Annotated in this window: 22 protein-coding genes and 1 pseudogene; 13 read left to right on the top strand and 10 right to left on the bottom strand. The window is 58.3% G+C overall.

The annotated features are described in order from the left end of the window. Positions 1-19: 19 nt before the first annotated feature. Positions 20-460, bottom strand: a pseudogene (locus tag BV390_RS17845) (GNAT family N-acetyltransferase). A gap of 468 nt (positions 461-928) precedes the next feature. On the opposite strand from BV390_RS17845, the gene BV390_RS17840 reads away from it, so the two are divergent. The 7 genes from BV390_RS17840 (at position 929) to BV390_RS17810 (ending at position 7,289) form a co-directional block, all read left to right on the top strand. Beyond that, positions 929-1,945, top strand: a complete 1,017-nt coding sequence (locus BV390_RS17840) for an iron ABC transporter substrate-binding protein (protein WP_032688471.1) — start codon at positions 929-931, stop codon at positions 1,943-1,945. Positions 1,946-1,969: 24 nt separating this feature from the next. Continuing rightward, complete coding sequence (locus BV390_RS17835) at positions 1,970-3,544, top strand: ABC transporter permease (protein WP_085397165.1); 1,575 nt, start codon at positions 1,970-1,972, stop codon at positions 3,542-3,544. After that, positions 3,545-4,567 (top strand): ABC transporter ATP-binding protein, encoded by a 1,023-nt coding sequence (locus BV390_RS17830; protein ID WP_032695690.1) that lies wholly within the window; start codon positions 3,545-3,547, stop codon positions 4,565-4,567. Between the two features lie 360 nt (positions 4,568-4,927). Continuing rightward, positions 4,928-5,983, top strand: a complete 1,056-nt coding sequence (locus BV390_RS17825; RefSeq protein ID WP_032695691.1) for a DarT ssDNA thymidine ADP-ribosyltransferase family protein — start codon at positions 4,928-4,930, stop codon at positions 5,981-5,983. 4 nt (positions 5,984-5,987) lie between these two features. Beyond that, a complete protein-coding gene (locus tag BV390_RS17820) occupies positions 5,988-6,713 on the top strand; it encodes a DarT1-associated NADAR antitoxin family protein (protein WP_064385542.1) in 726 nt (241 codons plus the stop codon). A 13-nt stretch (positions 6,714-6,726) separates the two neighbouring features. Continuing rightward, complete coding sequence (locus tag BV390_RS17815; protein WP_223849367.1) at positions 6,727-6,972, top strand: hypothetical protein; 246 nt, start codon at positions 6,727-6,729, stop codon at positions 6,970-6,972. After that, complete coding sequence (locus BV390_RS17810) at positions 6,969-7,289, top strand: hypothetical protein (protein ID WP_032688466.1); 321 nt, start codon at positions 6,969-6,971, stop codon at positions 7,287-7,289. The genes BV390_RS17815 and BV390_RS17810 overlap by 4 nt, the downstream gene beginning before the upstream one ends. Before the next feature lie 176 nt (positions 7,290-7,465). Here the strand turns inward: BV390_RS17810 and BV390_RS17805 are convergent, their stop codons facing one another. The 3 genes from BV390_RS17805 to hpxD all read right to left on the bottom strand — a co-directional run bounded on the left by BV390_RS17805 (position 7,466) and on the right by hpxD (position 10,055). After that, positions 7,466-7,807, bottom strand: coding sequence for a hypothetical protein (locus BV390_RS17805; RefSeq protein ID WP_032688465.1), 342 nt, complete (start codon positions 7,805-7,807; stop codon positions 7,466-7,468). Positions 7,808-8,029: 222 nt separating this feature from the next. Beyond that, positions 8,030-9,004 carry a PDR/VanB family oxidoreductase gene (locus tag BV390_RS17800; protein WP_085397164.1) on the bottom strand — a complete coding sequence of 325 codons (975 nt, stop codon included), beginning with the start codon at positions 9,002-9,004 and terminating at the stop codon, positions 8,030-8,032. Positions 9,005-9,017: 13 nt separating this feature from the next. Continuing rightward, complete coding sequence (hpxD, locus tag BV390_RS17795) at positions 9,018-10,055, bottom strand: molybdenum cofactor-independent xanthine hydroxylase subunit HpxD (RefSeq protein ID WP_047664576.1); 1,038 nt, start codon at positions 10,053-10,055, stop codon at positions 9,018-9,020. A 126-nt stretch (positions 10,056-10,181) separates the two neighbouring features. On the opposite strand from hpxD, the gene hpxR reads away from it, so the two are divergent. After that, positions 10,182-11,099: a LysR family hpxDE operon transcriptional regulator HpxR gene (gene hpxR, locus BV390_RS17790; RefSeq protein WP_032688461.1), complete on the top strand. Its 918-nt coding sequence runs from the start codon at positions 10,182-10,184 to the stop codon at positions 11,097-11,099. Here hpxR and hpxO read toward each other — a convergent pair. Next, a complete protein-coding gene (gene hpxO, locus BV390_RS17785; protein WP_032688460.1) occupies positions 11,096-12,250 on the bottom strand; it encodes an FAD-dependent urate hydroxylase HpxO in 1,155 nt (384 codons plus the stop codon). The genes hpxR and hpxO overlap by 4 nt on opposite strands. A 499-nt stretch (positions 12,251-12,749) precedes the next feature. On the opposite strand from hpxO, the gene uraD reads away from it, so the two are divergent. Next, positions 12,750-13,250, top strand: coding sequence for a 2-oxo-4-hydroxy-4-carboxy-5-ureidoimidazoline decarboxylase (uraD, locus tag BV390_RS17780; protein ID WP_085397163.1), 501 nt, complete (start codon positions 12,750-12,752; stop codon positions 13,248-13,250). Continuing rightward, positions 13,247-13,573, top strand: coding sequence for a hydroxyisourate hydrolase (gene uraH / locus BV390_RS17775; RefSeq protein WP_032688458.1), 327 nt, complete (start codon positions 13,247-13,249; stop codon positions 13,571-13,573). Before uraD ends, uraH begins: the two co-directional genes overlap by 4 nt. Before the next feature lie 33 nt (positions 13,574-13,606). Here uraH and guaD read toward each other — a convergent pair whose 3' ends face one another. Both guaD and BV390_RS17765 read right to left on the bottom strand, forming a co-directional pair. Then, positions 13,607-14,923, bottom strand: a complete 1,317-nt coding sequence (gene guaD, locus BV390_RS17770) for a guanine deaminase (RefSeq protein ID WP_032688457.1) — start codon at positions 14,921-14,923, stop codon at positions 13,607-13,609. Between the two features lie 107 nt (positions 14,924-15,030). After that, positions 15,031-16,524 carry an NCS1 family nucleobase:cation symporter-1 gene (locus tag BV390_RS17765; protein ID WP_032688456.1) on the bottom strand — a complete coding sequence of 498 codons (1,494 nt, stop codon included), beginning with the start codon at positions 16,522-16,524 and terminating at the stop codon, positions 15,031-15,033. Between the two features lie 145 nt (positions 16,525-16,669). Between BV390_RS17765 and BV390_RS17760 the strand changes: the two genes are divergently transcribed. Genes BV390_RS17760 through puuE form a run of 3 tightly spaced genes read left to right on the top strand, consistent with a single transcriptional unit; the run spans position 16,670 to position 19,078 of the window. Beyond that, positions 16,670-17,386: a GntR family transcriptional regulator gene (locus tag BV390_RS17760; RefSeq protein ID WP_032688455.1), complete on the top strand. Its 717-nt coding sequence runs from the start codon at positions 16,670-16,672 to the stop codon at positions 17,384-17,386. Continuing rightward, positions 17,386-18,135 carry an allantoin racemase gene (gene hpxA, locus BV390_RS17755; RefSeq protein ID WP_085397162.1) on the top strand — a complete coding sequence of 250 codons (750 nt, stop codon included), beginning with the start codon at positions 17,386-17,388 and terminating at the stop codon, positions 18,133-18,135. Before BV390_RS17760 ends, hpxA begins: the two co-directional genes overlap by 1 nt. 10 nt (positions 18,136-18,145) lie before the next feature. Beyond that, on the top strand, positions 18,146-19,078 hold the full coding sequence (puuE, locus tag BV390_RS17750; protein ID WP_032688451.1) for an allantoinase PuuE: 933 nt from the start codon (positions 18,146-18,148) through the stop codon (positions 19,076-19,078). Between the two features lie 34 nt (positions 19,079-19,112). On the opposite strand, the gene hpxZ is transcribed toward puuE, so the two are convergent. The 3 genes from hpxZ to hpxX are packed head-to-tail and all read right to left on the bottom strand — an operon-like array spanning position 19,113 to position 21,078. Continuing rightward, positions 19,113-19,499, bottom strand: coding sequence for an oxalurate catabolism protein HpxZ (hpxZ, locus tag BV390_RS17745; RefSeq protein ID WP_032688618.1), 387 nt, complete (start codon positions 19,497-19,499; stop codon positions 19,113-19,115). Continuing rightward, positions 19,499-20,893, bottom strand: a complete 1,395-nt coding sequence (locus BV390_RS17740) for an AtzE family amidohydrolase (RefSeq protein ID WP_085397161.1) — start codon at positions 20,891-20,893, stop codon at positions 19,499-19,501. The genes hpxZ and BV390_RS17740 overlap by 1 nt, the downstream gene beginning before the upstream one ends. Then, the gene (gene hpxX / locus BV390_RS17735; RefSeq protein WP_032700346.1) at positions 20,890-21,078 is read right to left on the bottom strand and encodes an oxalurate catabolism protein HpxX; all 189 of its coding nucleotides are present in this window, start codon (positions 21,076-21,078) and stop codon (positions 20,890-20,892) included. The genes BV390_RS17740 and hpxX overlap by 4 nt, the downstream gene beginning before the upstream one ends. Position 21,079: the final 1 nt, after the last annotated feature.

Raw genomic sequence — 21,079 nt, 5'->3', positions numbered from 1 at the left:
ATCGGGACTGCGAGAGCGGTTATTTATTTAACATCTTATTATAGACGTAGAAATCCGTGTCGCGTACGAAGCCATTTTTCTCATACAGCGCTTGCGTATTATCCGTTGCGGTACTGAGCATAATAAACGCCGGGTCGGACTCTTTGGCTAATTGCCCGGCGCGGGCGATAAGCGCTTCAGCAACTCCTTGTTTACGGGAAGAAGGATCAACAAAAAAGTCATACAGTAACCAGATACGCTTCATTTCTAATGAGCAAAACAGCGGATACAGCTGCGTCAATCCCACGACTTTGTCAGCCACTTGAGCAAAGAAAATAGTCGATTCATTAAGCTGTAAGCGCTGCAGAATAAAATCACGCGCCTGTTCGCGCTATGTCGCGACATCATAAAATTCGCGATATGCCAGAAACAGGGGCAGGATTTTATCCACATCCTTGGGTTGCGCCTGATAAATATTCATATTAAACCTCGTGACAAAGACCCATTATGGGATGCCGAATTATGCCACCGTAAATGCCAGCCCGGTGGCAAAACAAAATGCTGGCCATTTCACGCGCCGCGCTCGTTGTCTGTCCGGGGGATCATGCCGTCAGTGGAAAGACCTGCCGCTATCGTGGCGCAGATTCGCGCTCGCTGGCGTCGGCTAAACGGATGGTGTAGGATTTTTGTTCGCGGCAGAAATGCAACTGAGATCATATTTTTCATATTCTCTGCGAAAAAACGAACATTTCTTAAGGTTGTTTTAATCTTTCATTTTCCATTGTTTTAAATAAAGCATTTTCAGATAAGAAAGCTATGCAGGGCAGTATTTTTAACTATTTTTATTTTATGGGAATTGTTTTCATTATCATTCCTATTTCTCTGTGTTTTAATCCTTTCCGGCCAGGCTATCGGCGGCCATTTGTCCATCAATACTAAGGATTAGCACATGAATTTTCGCCTGTCGTCTTATTGCTCCGCCGCGCTCGTCGCTGCTTCGGTGTTTCTTGCCCCTCAGGTCCTGGCGGCCGAAAGCGGTGAAGGCATCGTTGTCTATAACGCGCAGCATGAAAATCTGGTCAAGTCGTGGGTGGATGGCTTTACCAAAGAAACCGGTATTAAAGTGACTCTGCGTAACGGCGGCGATAGCGAGCTGGGAAATCAGCTGGTGCAGGAAGGCACGGCTTCACCGGCTGACGTTTTCCTGACGGAAAACTCCCCGTCTATGGTGCTGGTCGACAATGCAAAATTATTCGCGCCGCTGAATGCCGACACCTTAAGCCAGGTCGCGCCGGAATTCCGCCCTGAGCATGGCCGCTGGATCGGCATTGCCGCGCGTAGCACCGTTTTTGTCTATAACCCGGAAAAAATCAGTGAATCTCAGCTGCCGCATTCCCTGATGGATCTGGCGAAACCGGAATGGAAAGGGCGCTGGGCCGCTTCGCCATCGGGTGCTGATTTCCAGGCCATTGTCAGCGCGATGCTGGCGCTGAAGGGCGAGAAAGCCACGCTGGACTGGCTCAAAGCGATGAAAACCAACTTCGTAGCCTATAAAGGCAACAGCACCGTGATGAAGGCTGTCAATGCCGGGCAAATTGATGGCGGGGTGATTTACCACTACTACCGCTTTGTCGATCAGGCCAAAACCGGTGAGAACAGCAAAAACACCAAACTGTACTACTTCAAACATCAGGATCCGGGTGCTTTCGTGAGTATCTCCGGCGGTGGCGTGCTGGCCTCCAGCAAACACAAAGAGCAGGCCCAGGCCTTCATCAAATGGATCACCGGCAAGCAGGGCCAGGAGCAGCTGAGAACCAATAATGCATTTGAATATGCCGTGGGCGTTGATGCCGCCTCTAACCCGAAACTGACGCCGCTGAAAGCGCTGGATGCACCAAAGGTCGAGCCTTCTTCGCTGAACAGCAAAAAAGTTATCGAACTGATGACGCAAGCTGGCCTGCTGTGATCCCTCCGGTGAAGTGAATACCTTATGTCTGGTCTGAGTATTACACTCGGAAAAAAAGTACGACGCCTGCCTGAGCGCAGGCGTCCTGCATTTCCGATGGTTGCATTAGCGGTACTGTTTTCATTATTAGCCCTCCTCCCGCCGGGTTTTGTCGTTGCCGTGGGTATTGATACCGGCTGGGAGACCATTAAGGCGCTGGTGTTCCGTCCGCGCGTCGGGGAGCTGCTCAGCAATACGCTGTGGCTCAGCGCCCTGACCGTACCGGCGTGCATTGCGCTCGGCGTGACGGTCGCGTGGTTGACTGAACGCACGACCCTGGCGGGGCGGCAGGTCTGGTCGGCGCTGGCGGTTGCCCCGCTGGCGATACCGGCGTTTGTGCAGAGCTATGCCTGGGTCAGCTCGGTGCCATCGATGCACGGCCTCTCCTCCGGCGTGTTCCTCTCGGTGCTTGCCTACTATCCCTTTATCTATATGCCAGTAGCGGCGGTGCTTCGCCGCCTGGATCCGACGCTGGAAGACGTTGCTGCCTCGCTGGGTACGCCGCCGTGGCTGGTTTTTTTCCGCGTGGTGTTGCCGCAGCTGAAGCTGGCCATTTGCGGCGGCGCACTGCTGGTGGCGCTGCACCTGCTGGCGGAATACGGCCTGTATGCGATGATCCGTTTCGACACCTTTACGACCGCGATCTATGACCAGTTCCAGTCCACGTTCAGCGGCCCGGCGGCAAATATGCTGGCCGGCGTGCTGGCGCTATGCTGCCTGGCGTTCCTGCTGCTGGAGAGCGTCACCCGGGGCAAAGCGCGCTATGCCCGTATTGGCGCCGGGGCCGCGCGGGAGCAGAAACGCAAACAGATGAACGTGATGGCGACCCTCGCGGCGCAGTCGCTGCTGTGTGCGCTGGTGCTGCTGGCGCTAGGGGTACCGCTGATGGTGCTGTGCCGCTGGCTGTGGTTGGGAGGCCTTGAAAACTGGATGAACGCCGACCTGTGGCTCTCTCTTCGCCAGACGCTCATGCTGGGGGCCAGCGGGGCGCTGCTGACGACCGCCTGCGGCATCCCCATCGCCTGGCTGGGGATTCGCTATCCGCATCGTCTGTTTCGTCTGCTTGAAGGGTGCAATTACATGACCAGTTCGCTGCCGGGTATCGTGACCGCGCTGGCGCTGGTTACGGTGACCATTCACTACGCCCGGCCCATCTATCAGACCGAAGTGACGCTGTTTCTGGCCTACCTGCTGATGTTTATGCCTCGTGCGCTGATCAATCTTCGCGCGGGAATCGCCCAGGCGCCGGTGGAGCTGGAAAACGTCGCGCGGAGTCTGGGAAGAAGCCCGGGGCGGGCGCTGTGGAGCATCACACTGCGTCTCGCCGCGCCGGGGGCGACGGCCGGGGCCGCTCTGGTCTTTCTCGGCGTCAGCAACGAACTGACCGCGACGCTGCTGCTTTCACCGCTGGGAACCCGTACGCTGGCCACCGGCTTTTGGGCATTAACCAGCGAGATAGATTATGTCGCTGCGGCGCCTTACGCGATGCTGATGATCGCGATTTCTCTACCGTTGACCGGTGTGCTCTATCACCAGTCGAAAAAAATTGCAGGTCTGTAAATGCTGGAATTAACCGCTATCTCAAAATCTTTTGCCGATGTGCAGGTGCTGGATAACCTTTTTCTGTCGGTGGCCCCCGGCAGCCGGACGGCCATCGTCGGGCCGTCCGGCTCCGGGAAAACAACGCTGCTGCGTATTCTCGCCGGCTTTGAAACGCCGGATGCCGGGCGCATCGTGATGCAGGGCCGGACGCTGTTTGATGAGGGGGTTTTTATTCCCGCCCATCAGCGCGGCATCGGTTTTGTTCCGCAGGAGGGAGCTTTGTTCCCGCACCTTAACGTCGCTGACAATATTGCCTGGGGCTTAGATTGCTCCCGGCAGGAGAAGCGCCGTCGGGTCGCGGCATTGATGGAGATGGTGTCGCTGGATGGGCAGCTGGCCACGCACTGGCCGCATGAAATTTCCGGCGGCCAGCAGCAGCGCGTGGCCCTCGCCCGGGCGCTGGCGCAGCGGCCATCGCTGATGCTGCTGGATGAACCTTTTTCCGCCCTCGATACCGGGCTTCGTGCCACCACGCGAAAGGCGACGGCAGACCTGCTTGCCCAGGCCGGCGTCGCCTCGATTCTGGTGACCCATGACCAGAATGAAGCGCTGTCGTTTGCCAGCCAGGTCGCGGTCATGCGTCAGGGGCGCTTTACCCAGGTGGGCACCCCGTTTGAGGTCTATTCGCGGCCCGCCGATGAAGCCACGGCGCTGTTTCTGGGCGATGCGCTGGTGCTGCCTGCCGAGCTTCATGGCGGGCGGGCGCAGTGCGCGATTGGTGCGCTGCTTACCGATAATGACGACGCGACGGGGCAGGGGCGGGTGATGCTGCGTCCGGAACAGCTGATGATTACGCCTTGCCAGAATGAGGAGAGTGCCGTCACCATCCTCGACGTTGATTTTTCCGGCCATCTGTCGACCTTAACGCTGGCGATCGCCCAGCAGACGCTGACCCTGAAAACCGTCAGCCGGGCGGACTGGGTACCGGGCCGCCGGGTACATATTGAGGTCAGCGGGAAAGGGCGGGTATTTATTCCTTAATAAATAAAGATCGCGCCAGGCTATTTCTGGCGTCATTTATTCTACCGGCGACCGTGACGTGGATGAATAATATCGACACGCACGGTTTGGCGGCTAAAAATTCTGCGTCCGGATCTCTGTCCGCTATCCACGCCGCATTTCCGCGCCCGTCATGCCGGCGTACAGGCAACCGTTAACCCTTGAGTTAACTGAATGAATCGATTAATGTGAGTCGTCCTTCATCCTTTGCACGTGCCGTGGGCCCTCTGAATAACTAAAAATACGAATAAGATAACACGCACTTCCTCTTTGCTATCGGTGAAGCGTAACGGCGTGCGCGGTAATGCAAAATAATAGAATAATGATTGTGCTGGAGTTCATATGTGGACTGTGATTGGCATTTTTTTCGTTCTGGTTGTTATCGGCAATTTAATAAAGAAAAAAGAAACGCCCCCTACTAAAACAGGTAGTCGGGTAGCCGAGCCGTTGGTTGACGTTGAAAAACGGAAAGCCTGTACCCGGCAGGTTGATCCGCTCAAGCCGCTGACGAAGCCGCGAATGCTTTTGGGTGACATACCGACGGATGACAAAGCGCCGCGCCCGTTAATGGTCGATGTAAATAATACTGCGCCCGGTATTACGATGGCGGAAGCGCTGAATCTTATTATGTATATCGACGGCTTTAAAGAATATATGTTAACGCGCTATGCAATTACGGGGTTAACTCACCTGGCACCGGCTTATATGTCCGATGTCCACGATGATTTCATGCGCTTAATTGCGAATAAACCCTTCTATGCGATTCAGCAATTTAACTGGGCACGAGTCATTGATTTTTCCTCCACCCGGCGGCGAAATATTTCTTCGCTGTATCACTTTAGTCATCTGTCAAATCTGAGAAGCATATTTAAATCTGGGATTATTAGCCGCCAAAGACTCGAAGAGGGCGGGCACAGTTTTCACTATAATGACGAACTGCGGCTGGAAGGGGTGCGAGATGCTATTTCCCTCTCGTTAGGTGAGGTGAATAAAAAAATGCTCTACAAATATTCCAACGGGCTGCGCGATCGCGACTGGGTAATCCTCAAAATAAAAAAAGAGTTGATTAGCGGACCCACCCAACCTTCATTCGATCATCGGGCTTTGCTCAAGCGGGCCATTTTTTGCCACCGCAACGCGGCGTCTTCCTCCGTCAGAGCTATCAGCGTGGAGCAGCGGCAAAAACATCAGGCTTTCCAGGCGATGTTTTGCGGTGATAATCATGAAGATTCCGGCGATCGTCCGTATGATATCCAGGCCGAAATTTTATATTCTGGCGAGATTCCCGCCTGGTTTATTAGTGACGTTGTTTTTTATTCCGCGGATAAGATCCCGCCGTGGTTACGCGACTATGCGGTGAACATCGTGGTTGATCCTTCACATTTTTCTTTCAGGTGAGTTTATGGCCGTTCGTCCCGTCTTTATCCCGACCCGAGAAGGGGAGGCGCTGGTGGACATCGTTAACGTGGATTTCAGCTGGTCACCGGGTCTGGCGGTCAGTCAGAAACAAAAGTCGATTGCCGCGCTGCATGATGGTTACGCGCAGGTGTCGCCGGGAGCAAAGATTCTTGAAGTATCCAGTAAATCTCCGGATGCACTGGGCGTTCAGCTCAGCGCCTTTAACATGGGCGTCGGTAGCCTCGGCGGACAATTTATCAGCGTGGAATCGCTGTTCCAGTCTTCGAAAGTGTTTACCGATAGCGGAACGTTACGCGGGCCCTTTCGCGAGCTGATGCGCAAGGCGCCAAAAGAGGCCAGGCGCGCGGAGCTGCTCAAAACGTCGGGTCGCTTAGCCCACTTTTCCTTTCAGCCCACTGAGGCGCGTGAACCGGTTATCTGGCCGCTGGAGCCGAAAACCGCCTTCTATGACTGGCTGTATCTCAATGCGCTGTACCACTCGCCTTGTAAAGAACAGGTGCTGAACTATTCGGCCTTTACCGACATCGAGTTTAATCCCATGAAATCGGTCAACTGCCAGGCCTACTCCGTGGCGCTGTGGTGTGCGCTACGCCAGCGGCAATTGTTAACAGCGGCAATTCCCCCGCGAGATGCGTTCATCGCACTGATCGAACGCTTCACCATTCACAACACCAGCGATGGCGATCTCCGCAATATGTCTCTTTTCTAAGTAATCAGGAGCGATGATGGCAAGTCAACTACCCAATGGCGATATCCCTGTGCCGACCGCTTCTGCGGCAGAGACCTTTGACGATATACCGCAGGCGCGTAAGCAGGCGATTCGCGAAGAGGTGATGGGCGACTATTACGCCCGCCTCCAGGCGGTGAAAAAAGCGGTGGATGCGATGACCATTACCCAGCGCGAAATGTTTCACCGTAGCCTGACGGAGACGCTGGCATTGCTGTCGGTCGGGGAGACGAAAAAATGAACGAGAACAAAATCCTGGCCGCCGTTGCCGAATCCCTTAATAAAACCCACGACGCCATCAACCAGGCCAATAATGCGCTCGGGACGCTGGCACGCGAGTATTTGTATCGCTCAATGCTGGAAAGCGCCCTCTCCGGAGAGCTGATTGCTATGGAAGCCGCATTGAAATCGGTGCAGGAGCGTATCCAGCGTCAGGAAAAACAGGAGGCGATGCTGGCGGGAATGGATCCCCAAAATCGGCAGACGTTTAACGCGCTGTATGAAGAAAACAGGGCCAGATACGCCCGGCTGCTGAATGAAAAACGTCCCGGAAAGTAAGCCGCCATGGTCGCATTCAGGCGGTGAAAAAAAGCCAGCCAGGAGCTGGCTGGCGAAGACTCGGATACAACTCCATATTATGATTGGTGTTTCGGGGGTTCCTGAACACCTGTCTGGAAACGGCGGCACAGGCTGCAATACCCAGAAAGCTGGTCAGCTATCGTTGGAGCCCGGGGTTATTCTCCGGCCAGCAGCTTTTTGCAGCGGTAGATAAACGCGCTGGAACGCCGCGTTAACCCTTCAATCTCCCTCGGCTTCATGCCGTTACGCAGATGCGTCATAATCCATTCCCGATCGGCGTCGATATGGGATCGGCAGTGATATTTCGCTGCCTCTTTCTCTACTTTTTGCTGCGTCAGCAGCGCGGCGATCTCCTGTTGTTTGTGGCGGGCTATCGGCGTCAGTTCGCTGTCGCCGTGTCGCGCGATTTCGTTCCACAGCGCTAAGGCACGCCGCAATAATCCCCGCTCCTGTAGACTTTGCGCCTGAACCTGTTTCTCTTGCAGTGTCGTTACCATGATATCAGCGCGGCCCGTTTCGCTGTGGAGTTATTTGTCATACAAATATGGCGGTGATTGATTCAGAAAGGAAATGAATAATTTTTATCTTAATTATGAATGAATGGCATGATTTTATATGTCGCTGATTTAAATGAATTTTATTTTACCGGCGGGAGAGGGGCAGGCCCGGCGTCTGAGATCCTGTGGTGCGCTATCATCAGACCCCGGAGAGGGCAAAAATTACAAATCAATGACTAAGTTTGCCGAGCGGCTGCGCGAGCAGCACAGGGCTATCTGCTGCGCGGCGGCAGATTTCTCGGCCTCTGACTGTACCGTATCACGATGATCGGCCTCACCGGCCATCAGCGGTGTCAGGCAGGCGCCGCACATCCCCATTTCGCAGGAGAGCGGCACGGCGACGCCATGTTCCTGAAGCACCTGGGCAATGGTCTTATCGCCCGGAACCGGCCACGTCTCGCCTGACGACGCCAGGGTGACGGTAAACGTATCCTGATCATCGCTCGTCGCGGCGGCCTTCAGCGGCTGGAAGGCTTCGCTATGAACCTGCGTCTCGGGCCAGTTTTTCTCCGCCGCAATTCGCCGGGCGGTATCCATAAAACCCGACGGGCCGCAGAGATACAGATGGTGGTCGGCGCGCGCATCGCCCAGCGTATCAGCCAGCGACGCGCGCGGACTTTGCCCTTCATCTGAACAATGGACCACGCAGGTGCCATGGCTGATGATTTTTGCCATTTCGCCGACAAAAGCCGCATTTTCCCGACGCTTAACGTAGTAGTGCAGCTCAAACGGCGTGCCCGCCGCGTCGAGATGCAGGGCCATGGTATACAGCGGCGTGATGCCAATGCCGGCGGCCAGCAGCGTAACCTGTCGCGCAGGCTGCAGCGCAAACAGATTGCGCGGCGGAGAGATAAGCAGCGTCTGGCCCGGGCGCAGCGTCTCATGAATATAGCGTGACCCGCCGCGGGAGGCGCCCTCCCGACTCACGCAGATCAGGTAAGCGTCGGCGCCCGCTTCGGCGTGGCGACCGGTAAGCGAATACTGGCGAATTATCCCGCAGGGCAGGTGAACGTCAATATGTGCCCCCGGCAGCCAGCCGGGAAGCGGTCTACCGTCCGGTGCTAACAATTTGATGGCGAGGCTTTTGTCCCCCTCGCGCCACAGGCCATCGACAACGACCTTCAGTACGTCACTCATCACTCTTCTCCCTTTACACCAGGAAAAACTCACCAAAACCCATTTTCTTCAGGCTACGGCGATAGGCGATTGAACTGCGATCGGCGGGAATGTGCGCCTCAAGCGTTAAGTCCAGCGGCAGCCGTTCCGGACGTTGAGTCTCCACCATCAGACGGTCCTCTTCGAACACGCGCAGGTTGAACGCATGTACCTCTTCCACCGGCACATGCAGGTCAAAATTGCGCGCAATGGGGGCAAACATTCGGGTCACCCGCGATGATACCGGTGAGGCGGCATTCATGATCACCAGTCGGGCCTCGCCAGGGAAATGGATGGTCAGGGTTGCCGTAAAGGGCAGGTGCAACTCAAAATGACGCAGCCACTGGAAGCCATCCGGGGCCCGAAATTCAGAACTGGCCGGGTAATTGCCGACCGAACTCCAGTAATCGGCTGTGAAGCCAAAGGGGGTCTCCTGCGGGGTATAGTCGGGAACCACTTGATTATCGGGATCCGCGAAGGTCTCGGTATGGATCCAGGCGAAGTGGGCAACATCGAGAAATCCCTCGACCTGGCGACCGGCAAAGCCGTTGACTTCAAAGGCCGGGCAGTTGATCTGCTGGAAGCCCTCATCGTCCCAGTGGGGAAGGGTGGGCAACGGCATCGGGTTTTCCGCATCGAAAGCCAGGCAGGTCCAGATGAGCCCGTAGCGCTCCTCGACCGCGTAGCAGGTGAGATTAAGTTTCGCCGGTACCGGCCGATCGGGGCTTGAGGGAATGCGGTTGCAGAGACCATCTTCCCCGAAGCGCAGGCCGTGATAGGGACAAACGATCCCCTCTTCATCATGGAAGCCCAGCGTCAGCGGCACGCCGCGGTGCGGGCAGACGTCGCGCGCGACCACGACCTGGCCCTTAATGCGATAGATAACCAGCTGTTCATCCAGCAGCACCGCTTTCACCGGCGCGGCGCCAATATCTTCGGCACGGGCGACCGGATGCCAGCAGCGGGCCAGGCGTAACCAGTCTTCAGGATCGAAAGTGCAATGGGCGGGGGGCGTTGGCGCGGCTCTGTTCATGATTTTCCTTCCTGCTCACAGAATACATTTGTTTAATTGTTGTGAGTTTATTGTTGTCATATTAGGGTGTTGACATCCATCAGCATTAATTCACTAACCCGTTGCAAAAAAGAGGACAGGGTAGACATGAGTCCGTTTTCGCGTTTTGCGCTCTATTTTGCTGAAGTCGCCCGCAGCGGCAGCCTGCGTCGGGCCGCTGAAAAGCTGCATATTTCGGCTTCGGCGATCAATCGCCAGATCCTGCAGGCCGAAGAGGCATTTGGTACGCCGCTGTTTGAACGCCTGCCGGAAGGGCTGCGAATGACGACCGCCGGCGAGCTGCTGTATGACAATCTGTTGCGCTGGCAAAAAGAGTTTCGCCTGACCCGGCAAAAGTTTGATGAGCTGCAGGGGCTGAAGCGCGGAACGGTCAGCGTGGGGATGGTGCAGGCGCTGGCGGAGGGAAGCTTTGCCGCGGCGCTGGCCGATATTATCGGTACCTGGGACTGGCTGGAACTGGTTTTGCAGGTGGCCGACAGCCATACGGTCAGCGAAAAAGTTCGTCAGGCCGATCTCGATTTCGGCCTGATTCTTGATCCGGAAGGCCAGGTGGGGCTGAGCGTACTGGCGTTTGTGGAACTGGAAATGGGCGTTGTCATGCGCCCGGATAACCCCCTGGCGGATGCGGCCGCGCTCTCCCTGGGGGAGCTCAGCCAGCAGCGCCATATTGTCCCTGGCGCTCCGTTGATTGTGCACGAACGCGTCGGCCTGCTCTATCGCCATTATGATTTTAGCCCGGCCAACAGCATCAGCTGTAACGATATCCGGCTGATTAAATCGCTGGTGCTGAAAGGCAGCGGCGTGACCGTTCTGAGCCTGCTGGATGTTCTGGATGAGGTGAAAAGCGGCCAACTGGCGTTTGTTCCGCTGCGCAATAAGCTGCTGCGGCCGCTGACGCTGGCGCTGTGTACGGCGCCATCGCGCCAGCTGTCTCGTCCGGCGCAAATGGCGATTCAAAAATTGACGGCGGTGATGGAGGAGATGCAAACCGTCGGCGGAGGTTAACCCAGCGGGCCGCCCTGGATGGTTTCGCACAGGCCATTGATAATTCGCTCCCCGGTCTCCTCTTTGAGCTCCTGATACCACGCCTGGGTCAGGGCCATATCTTTCCCGTGCGTGATGTCGCAGCGCTTGCGCGCCTTGAGTATCAGGTCGCGTACGCGCGCGCAGCGCAGCGCTTCGTACTGCCGCAGCGCGGAAACAATCTCACGATTTTCCAGGAAAATATTGCCCAGCACCACCGCATCCTCCATCGCCGCGCAGCCGCCCTGTCCGATGTCCGGGGTCGTGCTGTGACCGGCATCGCCGAGCAGCGCGACCTTGCCGCGAACCAGGGTATCCAGGGGTTCAATGTCATGGATTTCAACACGGTTGGTTGTCTGCGGATCCAGGGCGGCAATCAGTTTTTGCACCGCTGGCGCCCAACCGCTGAAGTAGCGGCTGAGATCGTCGCGCAGGGTGTGCCGATCTTCGGCCAGACCGGCGGGCAGCGGAACATCAAAGAAGAAATAGAAACGGCCATGCGCCACCGGCATCAGCGAGACGCGTTTGCCTTCGCCGACGAAGGTGGTCCACTGATCCGCCGGCGCAATGCTCTCATCGATATCCACCAGTCCGTTCCAGTTGACGTAACCCGCATAGCGGCGTTCGGGCTGATGGCCAAGTACATAGGGGCGCAGCGCCGAGTGGCTACCGTCGGCGGCGATCAGAAAATCACCGTGGGCCGTGCTCCCGTCGCTAAACCAGACGGTGACACCGTCAGCGTTTTCTTCCGCGCGAGTCACCCGTTTACCAAACTGCACCGCCTCGCGTCCCCAAAAATCGAGCATCTCTCTTTGCAGTTCGCTGCGTGACACCGGGCAGGGGCGGCCACCGGTGCGTTCAACCAGCGGAGCGAGGCTAAAGCGGGTCAGGGTTTCTCCGCCCTGATACTCTTTATAGGCTAAAAAGTGCATCGGGCCGCCGTAGGTTTCGATGATCTCGCCCATGCCGAGGTTGTTCATGCACTTCACGCCGTTTGGCCAGATGGAGATCGCCGCGCCGACCGGCTTTATCTCTTTCACCGCCTCAAACACCTCGCAGGTAATTCCCGCATTCTTGAGGGCTACCGCCGCGCTCAGACCGCCGATACCGGCACCAATCACTAATGCTTTCATGCTGTTCTCCTTATATTGCGTCATCAGGGAAGTGAGCAATTTGCGTACCAGCTTGCTCAAAGCACTAAAATCGGCCTTGCGGCGACAACACGGCGAGGTTTTGCACTTATCTGGTGCGTCAGAGGGTGGCAATTGCCATTTTCTGAACTAAAAATTTCTTAAGGATAATGATGGAATCGAAAGTTTCATCAACGGCGCACAACAGATGAGCGGGCAGGTAACAGCGATATCGAGTAATTATCATTAATAAACAACAGGTTATTGAGCTTCGCTATTGACGGGCGGCCCGCGGCGCCACTCTGGCCTGCTTTGTGCACTGTGCAGACAACGTTGAGGTGAAACGGGGGAATGGAGATGTTGCAAAACAACAACAGCGGTCAGTTGACGGCCTGGGCAATGGACAATGGCGCGGGGCCCTGTCCGCGTGGCCAACGACGGGCGACGCCCCGGCATGGGTTGTTATCACGCGGACAACGCGCGGCGGCGGCAAGGAGGGACAATGATCCTGCTTACTGACTTTAACCAACTGCCAGCCGACGAGGCCGCGCATCTGCTGGAGCCGTGCGTGGCGATTGACGCCTGGGTGACGGCGCTGGTGCAGGCCCGGCCATACCCGAACCTGGCGACGCTGCACGCCGTGGCGCAGCAGAAGTCGCTGGCGTGGGGCGAACCGGAGCTGGATCTGGCGCTAAGCGCGCATCCGCGCATTGGCGAAAAACCCGCCGCCCGGCACGGACATGCCGCGCTGTCGCGGCAGGAACAGGCGGCGGTCAACGATCGGGATGCGTCGCTCATCCAGGCGTTAACGGAGGGCAACGCCCGCTATGAAGCGCGCTTTGGCCGGGTGTTCCTGATTCGTGCCAAAGGTCGCAGCGGGGAAGAGATACTGCAGGCGCTGACGCAACGGCTGACCCACAACGCGGCGCAAGAGGTTGCGTGCGCGCTGGCGCAGCTACGTGAAATTACGTTATTACGACTAACGGGAGTCATTGGCGAATGAATACGTTGAGTACCCATATTCTGGATGTTTCCACCGGCAAGCCTGCACAGGGGGTGGTGGTCAACCTGCTGCGGGGAGGGCAATCTATCGCCAGCGGCATCACGGATGCGAATGGTCGCATCGCGTCGTTGGCGCCGGGCAAGCTGGTCGCCGGCCGCTATCGGCTGGTGGCGGATATTGGCGACTGGTTCACCCGCGGCGGTCTTGAGACGCTGTATCTGTGCGCGCAGATTGATTTTGCGATTGCCGAAGAGGCGGATGAACATTTCCATCTGCCGTTCTTGATTGCCCCCGGCGGCTGGTCAACCTATCGCGGGAGCTGAGCGTGCCAACGCCCGGCAGCGAGCCGGGCTTACTTATTCCGCCTCTGTGTGCCAGACGCACTCGCCATTGACCCAGGTCTGGTGAATATTGCGTTCGTCGCCCAGCGTCATCAGGACAAACAGCTGTTCGTAAATATCCTGACAGCGGGAGAGGCGCAGCCGCTGCAACGGCGTCACCCCAGGGGTGATGGCGACAAAGTCGGCCTCTTTTCCCGGCTGGAAGTTGCCAATCTTCTCATCGAGAGACAGCGCCCGGGCTCCTCCCAGCGTGGCATGGTAAAAGGCTTCACTGGCGCGTAGACGATAGCTTTGCAACTGCGCCACTTTATAGGCTTCGCCCAGAGTGCGTAGCATACTGAAAGTCGTCCCCGCGCCGACGTCGCTGCCGATGCCGATACGCACCTTCTGCTGCCAACTGGTGGGCAAGCGGAACAGACCGCTGCCGAGAAACAGATTTGAGGTCGGGCAGAAGGCGAGCGCCGAGCCGGTCTCGTGCAGGCATCGCCACTCCGCATCGGCGAGGTGAACTCCGTGGGCAAATACGCTGCGTTGGCCGGTTAAGCGATAGTGGTGATACACATCAAGATAGTGCTCATGCTCCGGCCACAGGCTTTTTACCCACGCTATCTCATTGAGATTTTCGCTCAGGTGGGTATGCAGCCAGGTATCCGGGAACTCTTCCCGCAGGCGTTGAACCGCGGTCAGCAGCTCCGGCGTCGACGTGGGGGCAAAACGCGGCGTGATGGCGTAGCCGAGGCGGCCCCGATGGTGCCAGCGCTGAATGAGCTCGCGGGTTTGCCGGTAGCTCTGCTCCGCCGTTTCACTCAGATAGTCCGGGGTGTGGCGGTCCATCATCACTTTACCGGCCAGCAGGCGCATATTCAGCCGCAGGGCTTCGCTGAACAGCGCATCGACGGATTCGGGATGCAGGGTACAAAACACCAGTGCGGTGGTGGTGCCGTGGCTCAGCAGCTGGTTGATAAAGAACTGCGCGATCTCTGCGGCATACTCTTCATCACAAAACTGACTCTCCACCGGAAATGTGTAGGTGGTCAGCCACTCCAGCAGCTGCTCGCCGAAGGCGCCAATCATCTCAGTTTGCGGATAATGCACGTGCGCATCGACAAAACCGGGGAGTAACAGCTGCCCGCGCAGATCGAGATAGCCTGTTTGCGGATGCAGGTACTGTTCGCCCTCCTGCCACGGCAGCAGCGCCTGAATTTTTCCCTGCTGGATAAACAGCACGCCATCATCAAGGTAGCGCGCATGGCGAGCGATATCGTCGGCGCTGTCGGCGATGTGGGCGATATCGAAAAAGGCGCCGCGAACGGCGGTGTGGTACTCAATCATCAGGACAACCTTCTTTGTTCCAGATAGGGGCAAGGGTATTGAGCAAAAATAATGCCAGTTTGTCGGACGGGAGATGCCGCGGCGCGGTGCCGCGGCAAAGAGGGGCGTTACTCTTTCTGGGCAAGCGGGCGGGAGGTAAAGCGCGATGCGGCGGGGGCGCGATCGTCGCGGGCGATCCAACGATAGGCCGCGCCGCTCAGGAAGACGCCGATAAACCAGCTAAAGTTCGCCACTTCATGCAGGGCCGGAATAAAGCTAATCACCAGCCCGAAAGCCACCGACGGGATCAACGCCGCGATGGCTTTCGGGTTAAAGCCGTTGCGATACCAGTACTGGCCCTGCGGCGTGGCATCAAACAAGTCGTCAACGGACACCTGGCCGCGCTTAATCAGGTAGAAGTCGACAATCAGAATACCAAACAGCGGGCCGATAAAGGCACCCAGAACATCCAGCGTATAGTGAATCAGCTCCGGTGAGTTAAACAGGTTCCACGGCGTGAGCAGAATGGAGCCGACCGCGGCGATCATGCCGCCGGTACGGAAGCTGATTTTCTGCGGTGAACAGTTGGAGAAATCAAATGCCGGTGAGACAAAGTTGGCGACGATATTGATCCCGATGGTGGCCGTGATCATCGTCAGCAGACCAATGGCGACCGCCAGATCGTTCCCCACGCGGCTGACGGTTTCAATCGGGTCGGTGATCATCCGGCCGAACAGCGACTGGGTGCCGGAGACAATCACCACGGTAACGATCGAAAACAGCAGGAAGTTAAACGGCAGACCCCAGCGATTGCCGCGCCGGATTTCGCCCATGCTTTTGCCGTAGCGCGAGAAGTCGCCGAAGTTCAGCAGCGGGCCAGAGAAGTAGGAGACCACCAGCGCGGTGGCGGTGATCATCTGCCAGGTCTGCTCGCCGGCGGTCAGCGATTTGCTGGCCAGGGTAAAGGAAATACCGTCAAAGCCGGTTTTGTATACGATCCAGCCCGCCAGTGCCAGCATCACCACGTAGACCGCCGGTCCGGCAATATCAATAAAGCGCTTAATGGCGCTCATTCCGTGCCAGAAGACCATTGCCTGCAGCAGCCACATGGTGGCGAAACAGAGCCATCCGAGGTGCGACAGACCCAGGAAAGTGGCTTCGGTTAATGTCGCCAGCGAAGGCCAGAACTTGAGCAGCACCAGCATCAGCGCGTTGGCCGCCAGATAGGTCTGGATGCCGTACCAGGCGAAGGCGATAAGCCCGCGGATCACCGCCGGGATATTGGCGCCAAAGACGCCAAACGCCTGACGACAGATGACCGCATAGGGCACGCCCGCCATCTGGCTCGGCTTCGCCACCAGGTTGGCGCACAGCTGGACGATACAAATTCCTACCAGCAGGCAGAGAAGCACCTGCCAGCTGGCCAGCCCGAGCGTGAAGAAGCTCGCCGCCACCACGTAGCCTCCCATGCTATGGACGTCGGACATCCAGAAAGAAAAGATGTTGTACCAGCTCCAGTTCTGGTCGCGCGTCGGCGCCAGATCCTCATTACACAGCCGTGGGCTGTAGCCGACGGTGGAGTCAGCGGCCTTAACCTGATGGGTATGTTGTCTGTTTGGCATGAAACCTGCTCCTCTGAATGAAAACCCTTTTACGTTACTGGTTGAGGCTGTTGCAGGATTCAGGCCAGAATCGTTAATCTTGTATACAAGAAATTTATTTTATGTATACGATTGGCTATCGAAAAGTAAAATCCGGAGTGGGTGAATGCGTAATGAAAACCGTCAGCAGGCCGCGCCAGCGCTGCATGACAAGGATGAATCCATCTATCAGGCCCTGCTGACCGCCATCGTGGAGCATCAGCTGCCGCCGGGCAGCAAGTTGCCGGAGGAGGCGCTGGCCGAGGTCTTCGGCGTGAGCCGGACCGGGATCCGCAAGGTGCTGCAACGACTCAATGCTGTGCAAATGGTGACATTAACGCCCAAACGTGGTGCACAGGTGGCCAGCCCAACGGTGGAAGAGGCGCGGGAGATCTTCCGCACCCGCGCGCTGCTGGAGGTGGCGAACCTGCCCGAGGTGATCGCCCGCTGTCAGCCGCCGCACCTGGCGGCGCTGGAGGCGATTATCCGCCAGGAGCAGCAGGCGCATGAAGCTTACGATGGCCCGGCGGCGATTCGCTTTTCCGCCGAATTTCATATTCAGCTGCAGGCCATTTCCGGCAATCAGGTCCTCACCGAAATGGTGACCCGCCTGAGTCAGCGCTCTTCATTAGTGATTGCGGCATGGGGAGCGCCGTGGCGTCAGGGCTGCCGCTGCGACGATCACGAGCAGCTTGTCCAGCTGCTGCGGCAAAAAGCGCTGCCGCCCCTGAGCGCGGCGTTAACGCACCATTTTGAACATATCGTTGCCAGCCTCTGCTTTGAGCGGGCTGGTGAATGCCTGCCTGATTTTGCCCGGCTGTTTGCCGGCGACAAGGAGTCCTGATGGCCACTATTTGTATACAAGTGATTAATCCCAACACCAACCCCGGGATGACCGACACCATCGCCACCGCCGCCCGCATGGCGGCGGCGCCGGGGACCGAGATTATGGCGGTCTCGGCACGGGAAGGGGTGCCGTCCATCGAAGGCCATTTTGATGAGGCCATTGCCGCCGTCGGCGTGCTGGAGCAGATTCAGGCCGGCCGCCAGCAGGGCGTTTCGGGCCACGTGATCGCCTGTTTCGGCGATCCGGGATTGCTGGCGGCCCGCGAGTTGGCGCAGGGGCCGGTGATCGGCATTGCCGAAGCGGCGATGCATCTGGCCACGCTGGTCGCCACGCGCTTTTCCATTGTTACCACGCTGCCGCGTACGCTGATTATCGCCCGTCATCTGCTGCATCAATATGGCTTCTACGACCGTTGTTCCGGTCTGCATGCCATTGATCTGCCGGTGCTGGCGCTGGAAGACGGCAGCGGCGTGGCGCAGGAGAAGGTGCGCGCGCGCTGTATCCAGGCATTAAAAGAGGATGGCTGCGGCGCCCTCGTGCTGGGCTGTGGCGGAATGTCCACCCTGGCCCAGGAGCTGACCCGCGAACTGCAGGTGCCGGTCATCGATGGCGTCAGCGCGGCGGTGAAGATGGTGGAGTCGCTGGTGGCGCTGGGTCTGTCGACCAGCAAACGCGGGGACTTAGCGTTCCCGGAAGCCAAAACCCTGAGCGGTAAATTTCAGGTATTCAATACATTTTCAATTTAAGGGGTGGGAGATGACGTCAGCAGCACAGAATTACCCTCGCGACCTGCGAGGATACGCCGGTCAACCGCCGCACGCGCAGTGGCCGAACCAGGCGCGCATTGCCGTGCAGTTTGTCCTTAATTATGAAGAGGGGGCGGAAAACCATGTTCTGCATGGCGACGCCGGTTCCGAGCAGTTTCTCTCCGATATAATCGGCGCCGCCAGCTACCCGGACAGGCACATGTCGATGGACTCGCTGTATGAGTACGGCAGTCGCGCCGGGTTCTGGCGCATCCATCAGGAGTTCAGCCGACGCGGGTTGCCGCTGACGGTGTTCGGGGTGGCGATGGCCCTCGCGCGTCACCCCGATATCGTCGCGGCGATCAAAGCCGCCGACTACGACGTGGTCAGCCACGGCTGGCGTTGGATCCACTATCAGCATATGGATAGCGACATGGAGCGCGAGCATTTGCATAAGGCAGTGCACGTCTTAACCGACCTGTTCGGCAAGCCGCCAACCGGCTGGTACACCGGGCGGGATAGCCCCAACACGCGACGGCTGGTGGTGGAACACGGCGGTTTCGATTACGACAGCGACTACTATGGCGATGATTTACCTTTCTGGACCGAGGTGCAGTGCGGCGACGGTTCGCGCAAGCCGCATCTGATTGTCCCCTATACCCTCGACGCCAATGACATGCGTTTTGCCACCGCGCAGGGCTTCAACACCGCCGAGCAGTTTTATACTTACCTCAAAGACAGTTTTGATGTGCTGTATGAAGAGGGGGAAGAGGCGCCGAAGATGATGTCTATCGGCATGCACTGTCGCCTGCTTGGCCGGCCGGGGCGCTTCCGCGCCCTGCAGCGTTTCCTCGATTATGTCCAGCAGCACGAGCGGGTCTGGGTCTGTACGCGCCAGCAGATCGCCACCCACTGGCGCGAAGTCCATCCGTTCCGGGAATAGTGGCCGTCCCCGGGTAGCCCGGCTCAGCGCCGGGTTAGCTCATCAGGCTGACCTGCGCGGCAACAATCCGCCAGCCAAACGGAAAACGGACCCAGGTTTGCTGCTGGCGGCCGATCCGCTCGCTGCCGGCGCGGGTAAACTCGGTGCTGCACACCGCGTAATCCTCGCCGAAGGTGACGATCTCGGTGTGGCGTAATTCGCGCTGCAATCCCGCCGCCGGACGGGCGGCGCGAAAGGCGCGAATTTCATCGATACCGTAGAGGTTCTCGCCGGCCCCCAGGCGCACCGTCCGTTTATCGTGCCAGAAGAGCTCATCCAGCACCGCAATGTTGTTGCTGACCAGCGCCTCTTCGTAGCGGTAAAAAGCGGCGGTTACCTCGGCCAGAACGCGCGGCCGGTTAATATTATCCTGATTGATCATCATGCTCTCTCCGCAGGGCGGGCCTCGGTGATGCCCGCGTGTTCCAGAGCGCGCGCAGCGCGCAGACAGGCCTGTTCATTAAACGGCGCGGCAATCAGCTGCACGCCAATGGGTCGGTTGGATGCCGTGCGCAGCGGGACCGTGACCACCGGCAGGCCGAGGAACGAGATGGGCTGGGTGAGTATGCCCATACTGGCGCGAACGGGCAGTATCTCGCCGTTGATCGTCATCGTCTGTTGGCCGATAAGGGTGGCGCTGCACGGTGTCGCCGGGGCGATGAGTACATCGACGTGGTGAAACAGCGATTTTATCGCCTGCCGGGCATGGCGGCGAAAACGCTGCGCCTGAAGATACCAGGCCGCAGGAATCATCGCCCCGGCCAGCAGACGCTCCCGCGAGCTCGGTTCAAAGCGTGCCGGTTCACGCCGCAGCGCCGGCAGATAGTGATTGCCCCCTTCGGAGGCGCTGATGATAAACGCCGCCGAACGCGCCAGTTCGGCCTCGGGGAACAGATGCTCTTCCCGGGCGTCGAGGGCCTGCGCGACGCGGGCTACCGCGGCACGGGCGTCGCTATCGCACCAGTCGCTGAAATAGCCGCCAAGCACTCCGCAGCGCAGACCCTCCGCCGCGCGTTCCAGCCGCTGGCGAGTGGGGGCAACGGCTTCGTCCGCCTGGGCATCATCGTCGGGATCGTGCCCCTGTAAGGCATCGTAGACCGCCGCCAGATCGTCGACGCAGCGGGCAAACGGGCCAATGTGATCGAGGCTGGCGACGAACGGATGGCTGCCCGCACGCGACAGGCGGCCAAACGTCGGCTTCAGGCCAAAAATACCGCACAGGGAGGCCGGGACGCGGATTGAGCCGTTGGTATCGCTTCCCAGAGAGAAGTGAACCAGCCCGGCGGCAACCGCCGCTGCCGAACCGCCGGAAGAGCCGCCGGCGATGCGCTGCGGATCGTGCGGATTATGGGTGGCGCCATAGTGGCTGTTTTCGGTGGTGAACCCATAGGCGTAGGCATCCATATTGACCATTCCGCTAAGCAGACCGCCTGCCGCGCAGATCTGCCGTACTGCCCAACCGTCGTTGACGGCAGGCGGGAGGTCGCTGAACAGCTGTGCGCCGGCGAGGGTGGTTTCCCCGGCAACGTCGAACAGATTTTTTACCGCGTAGGGAACCCCCGCCAGCGCCGGTAACGGCTGGCGGGTTCGACGCAGCGCATCAATCTGGTCGGCTTCGGCGAGCATCCGGCGTTCGGTGATCTGCGTCCAGGCATTAATCCGCCGGTTAACCTGCGCCATATCGTCGAGAGTACGGCGGGCAATCTCTCTGGCGCTCAGCTCACCGTCGGCCAGCGCGCGCTGAATATCAGCAATCGTCATCTCAGTCAGGGTCATGCTTTGTACACTCCGGCAATCTCCAGGCGTTCATCGAGCGGCAAGGCCATCAGCGGCTCAGCCATGGCGGCAATACGGGAGAACTGTAGCTGAAGCTCAGCGCGGCGGGTGTCGTCCAGCTCCAGTGCCAGCAGGTGTTCCATTTGCGCCAGATAAGTGCGCCAGTCGTTTACGCTATGGGTCATG

It is taken from the genome of Klebsiella sp. YJ (assembly GCF_002108615.1).
Lineage (GTDB): Bacteria > Pseudomonadota > Gammaproteobacteria > Enterobacterales > Enterobacteriaceae > Klebsiella > Klebsiella planticola.
Note: the sequence above shows the minus strand (reverse complement) of the source record. Positions and strands in the feature narration are given on the sequence as shown.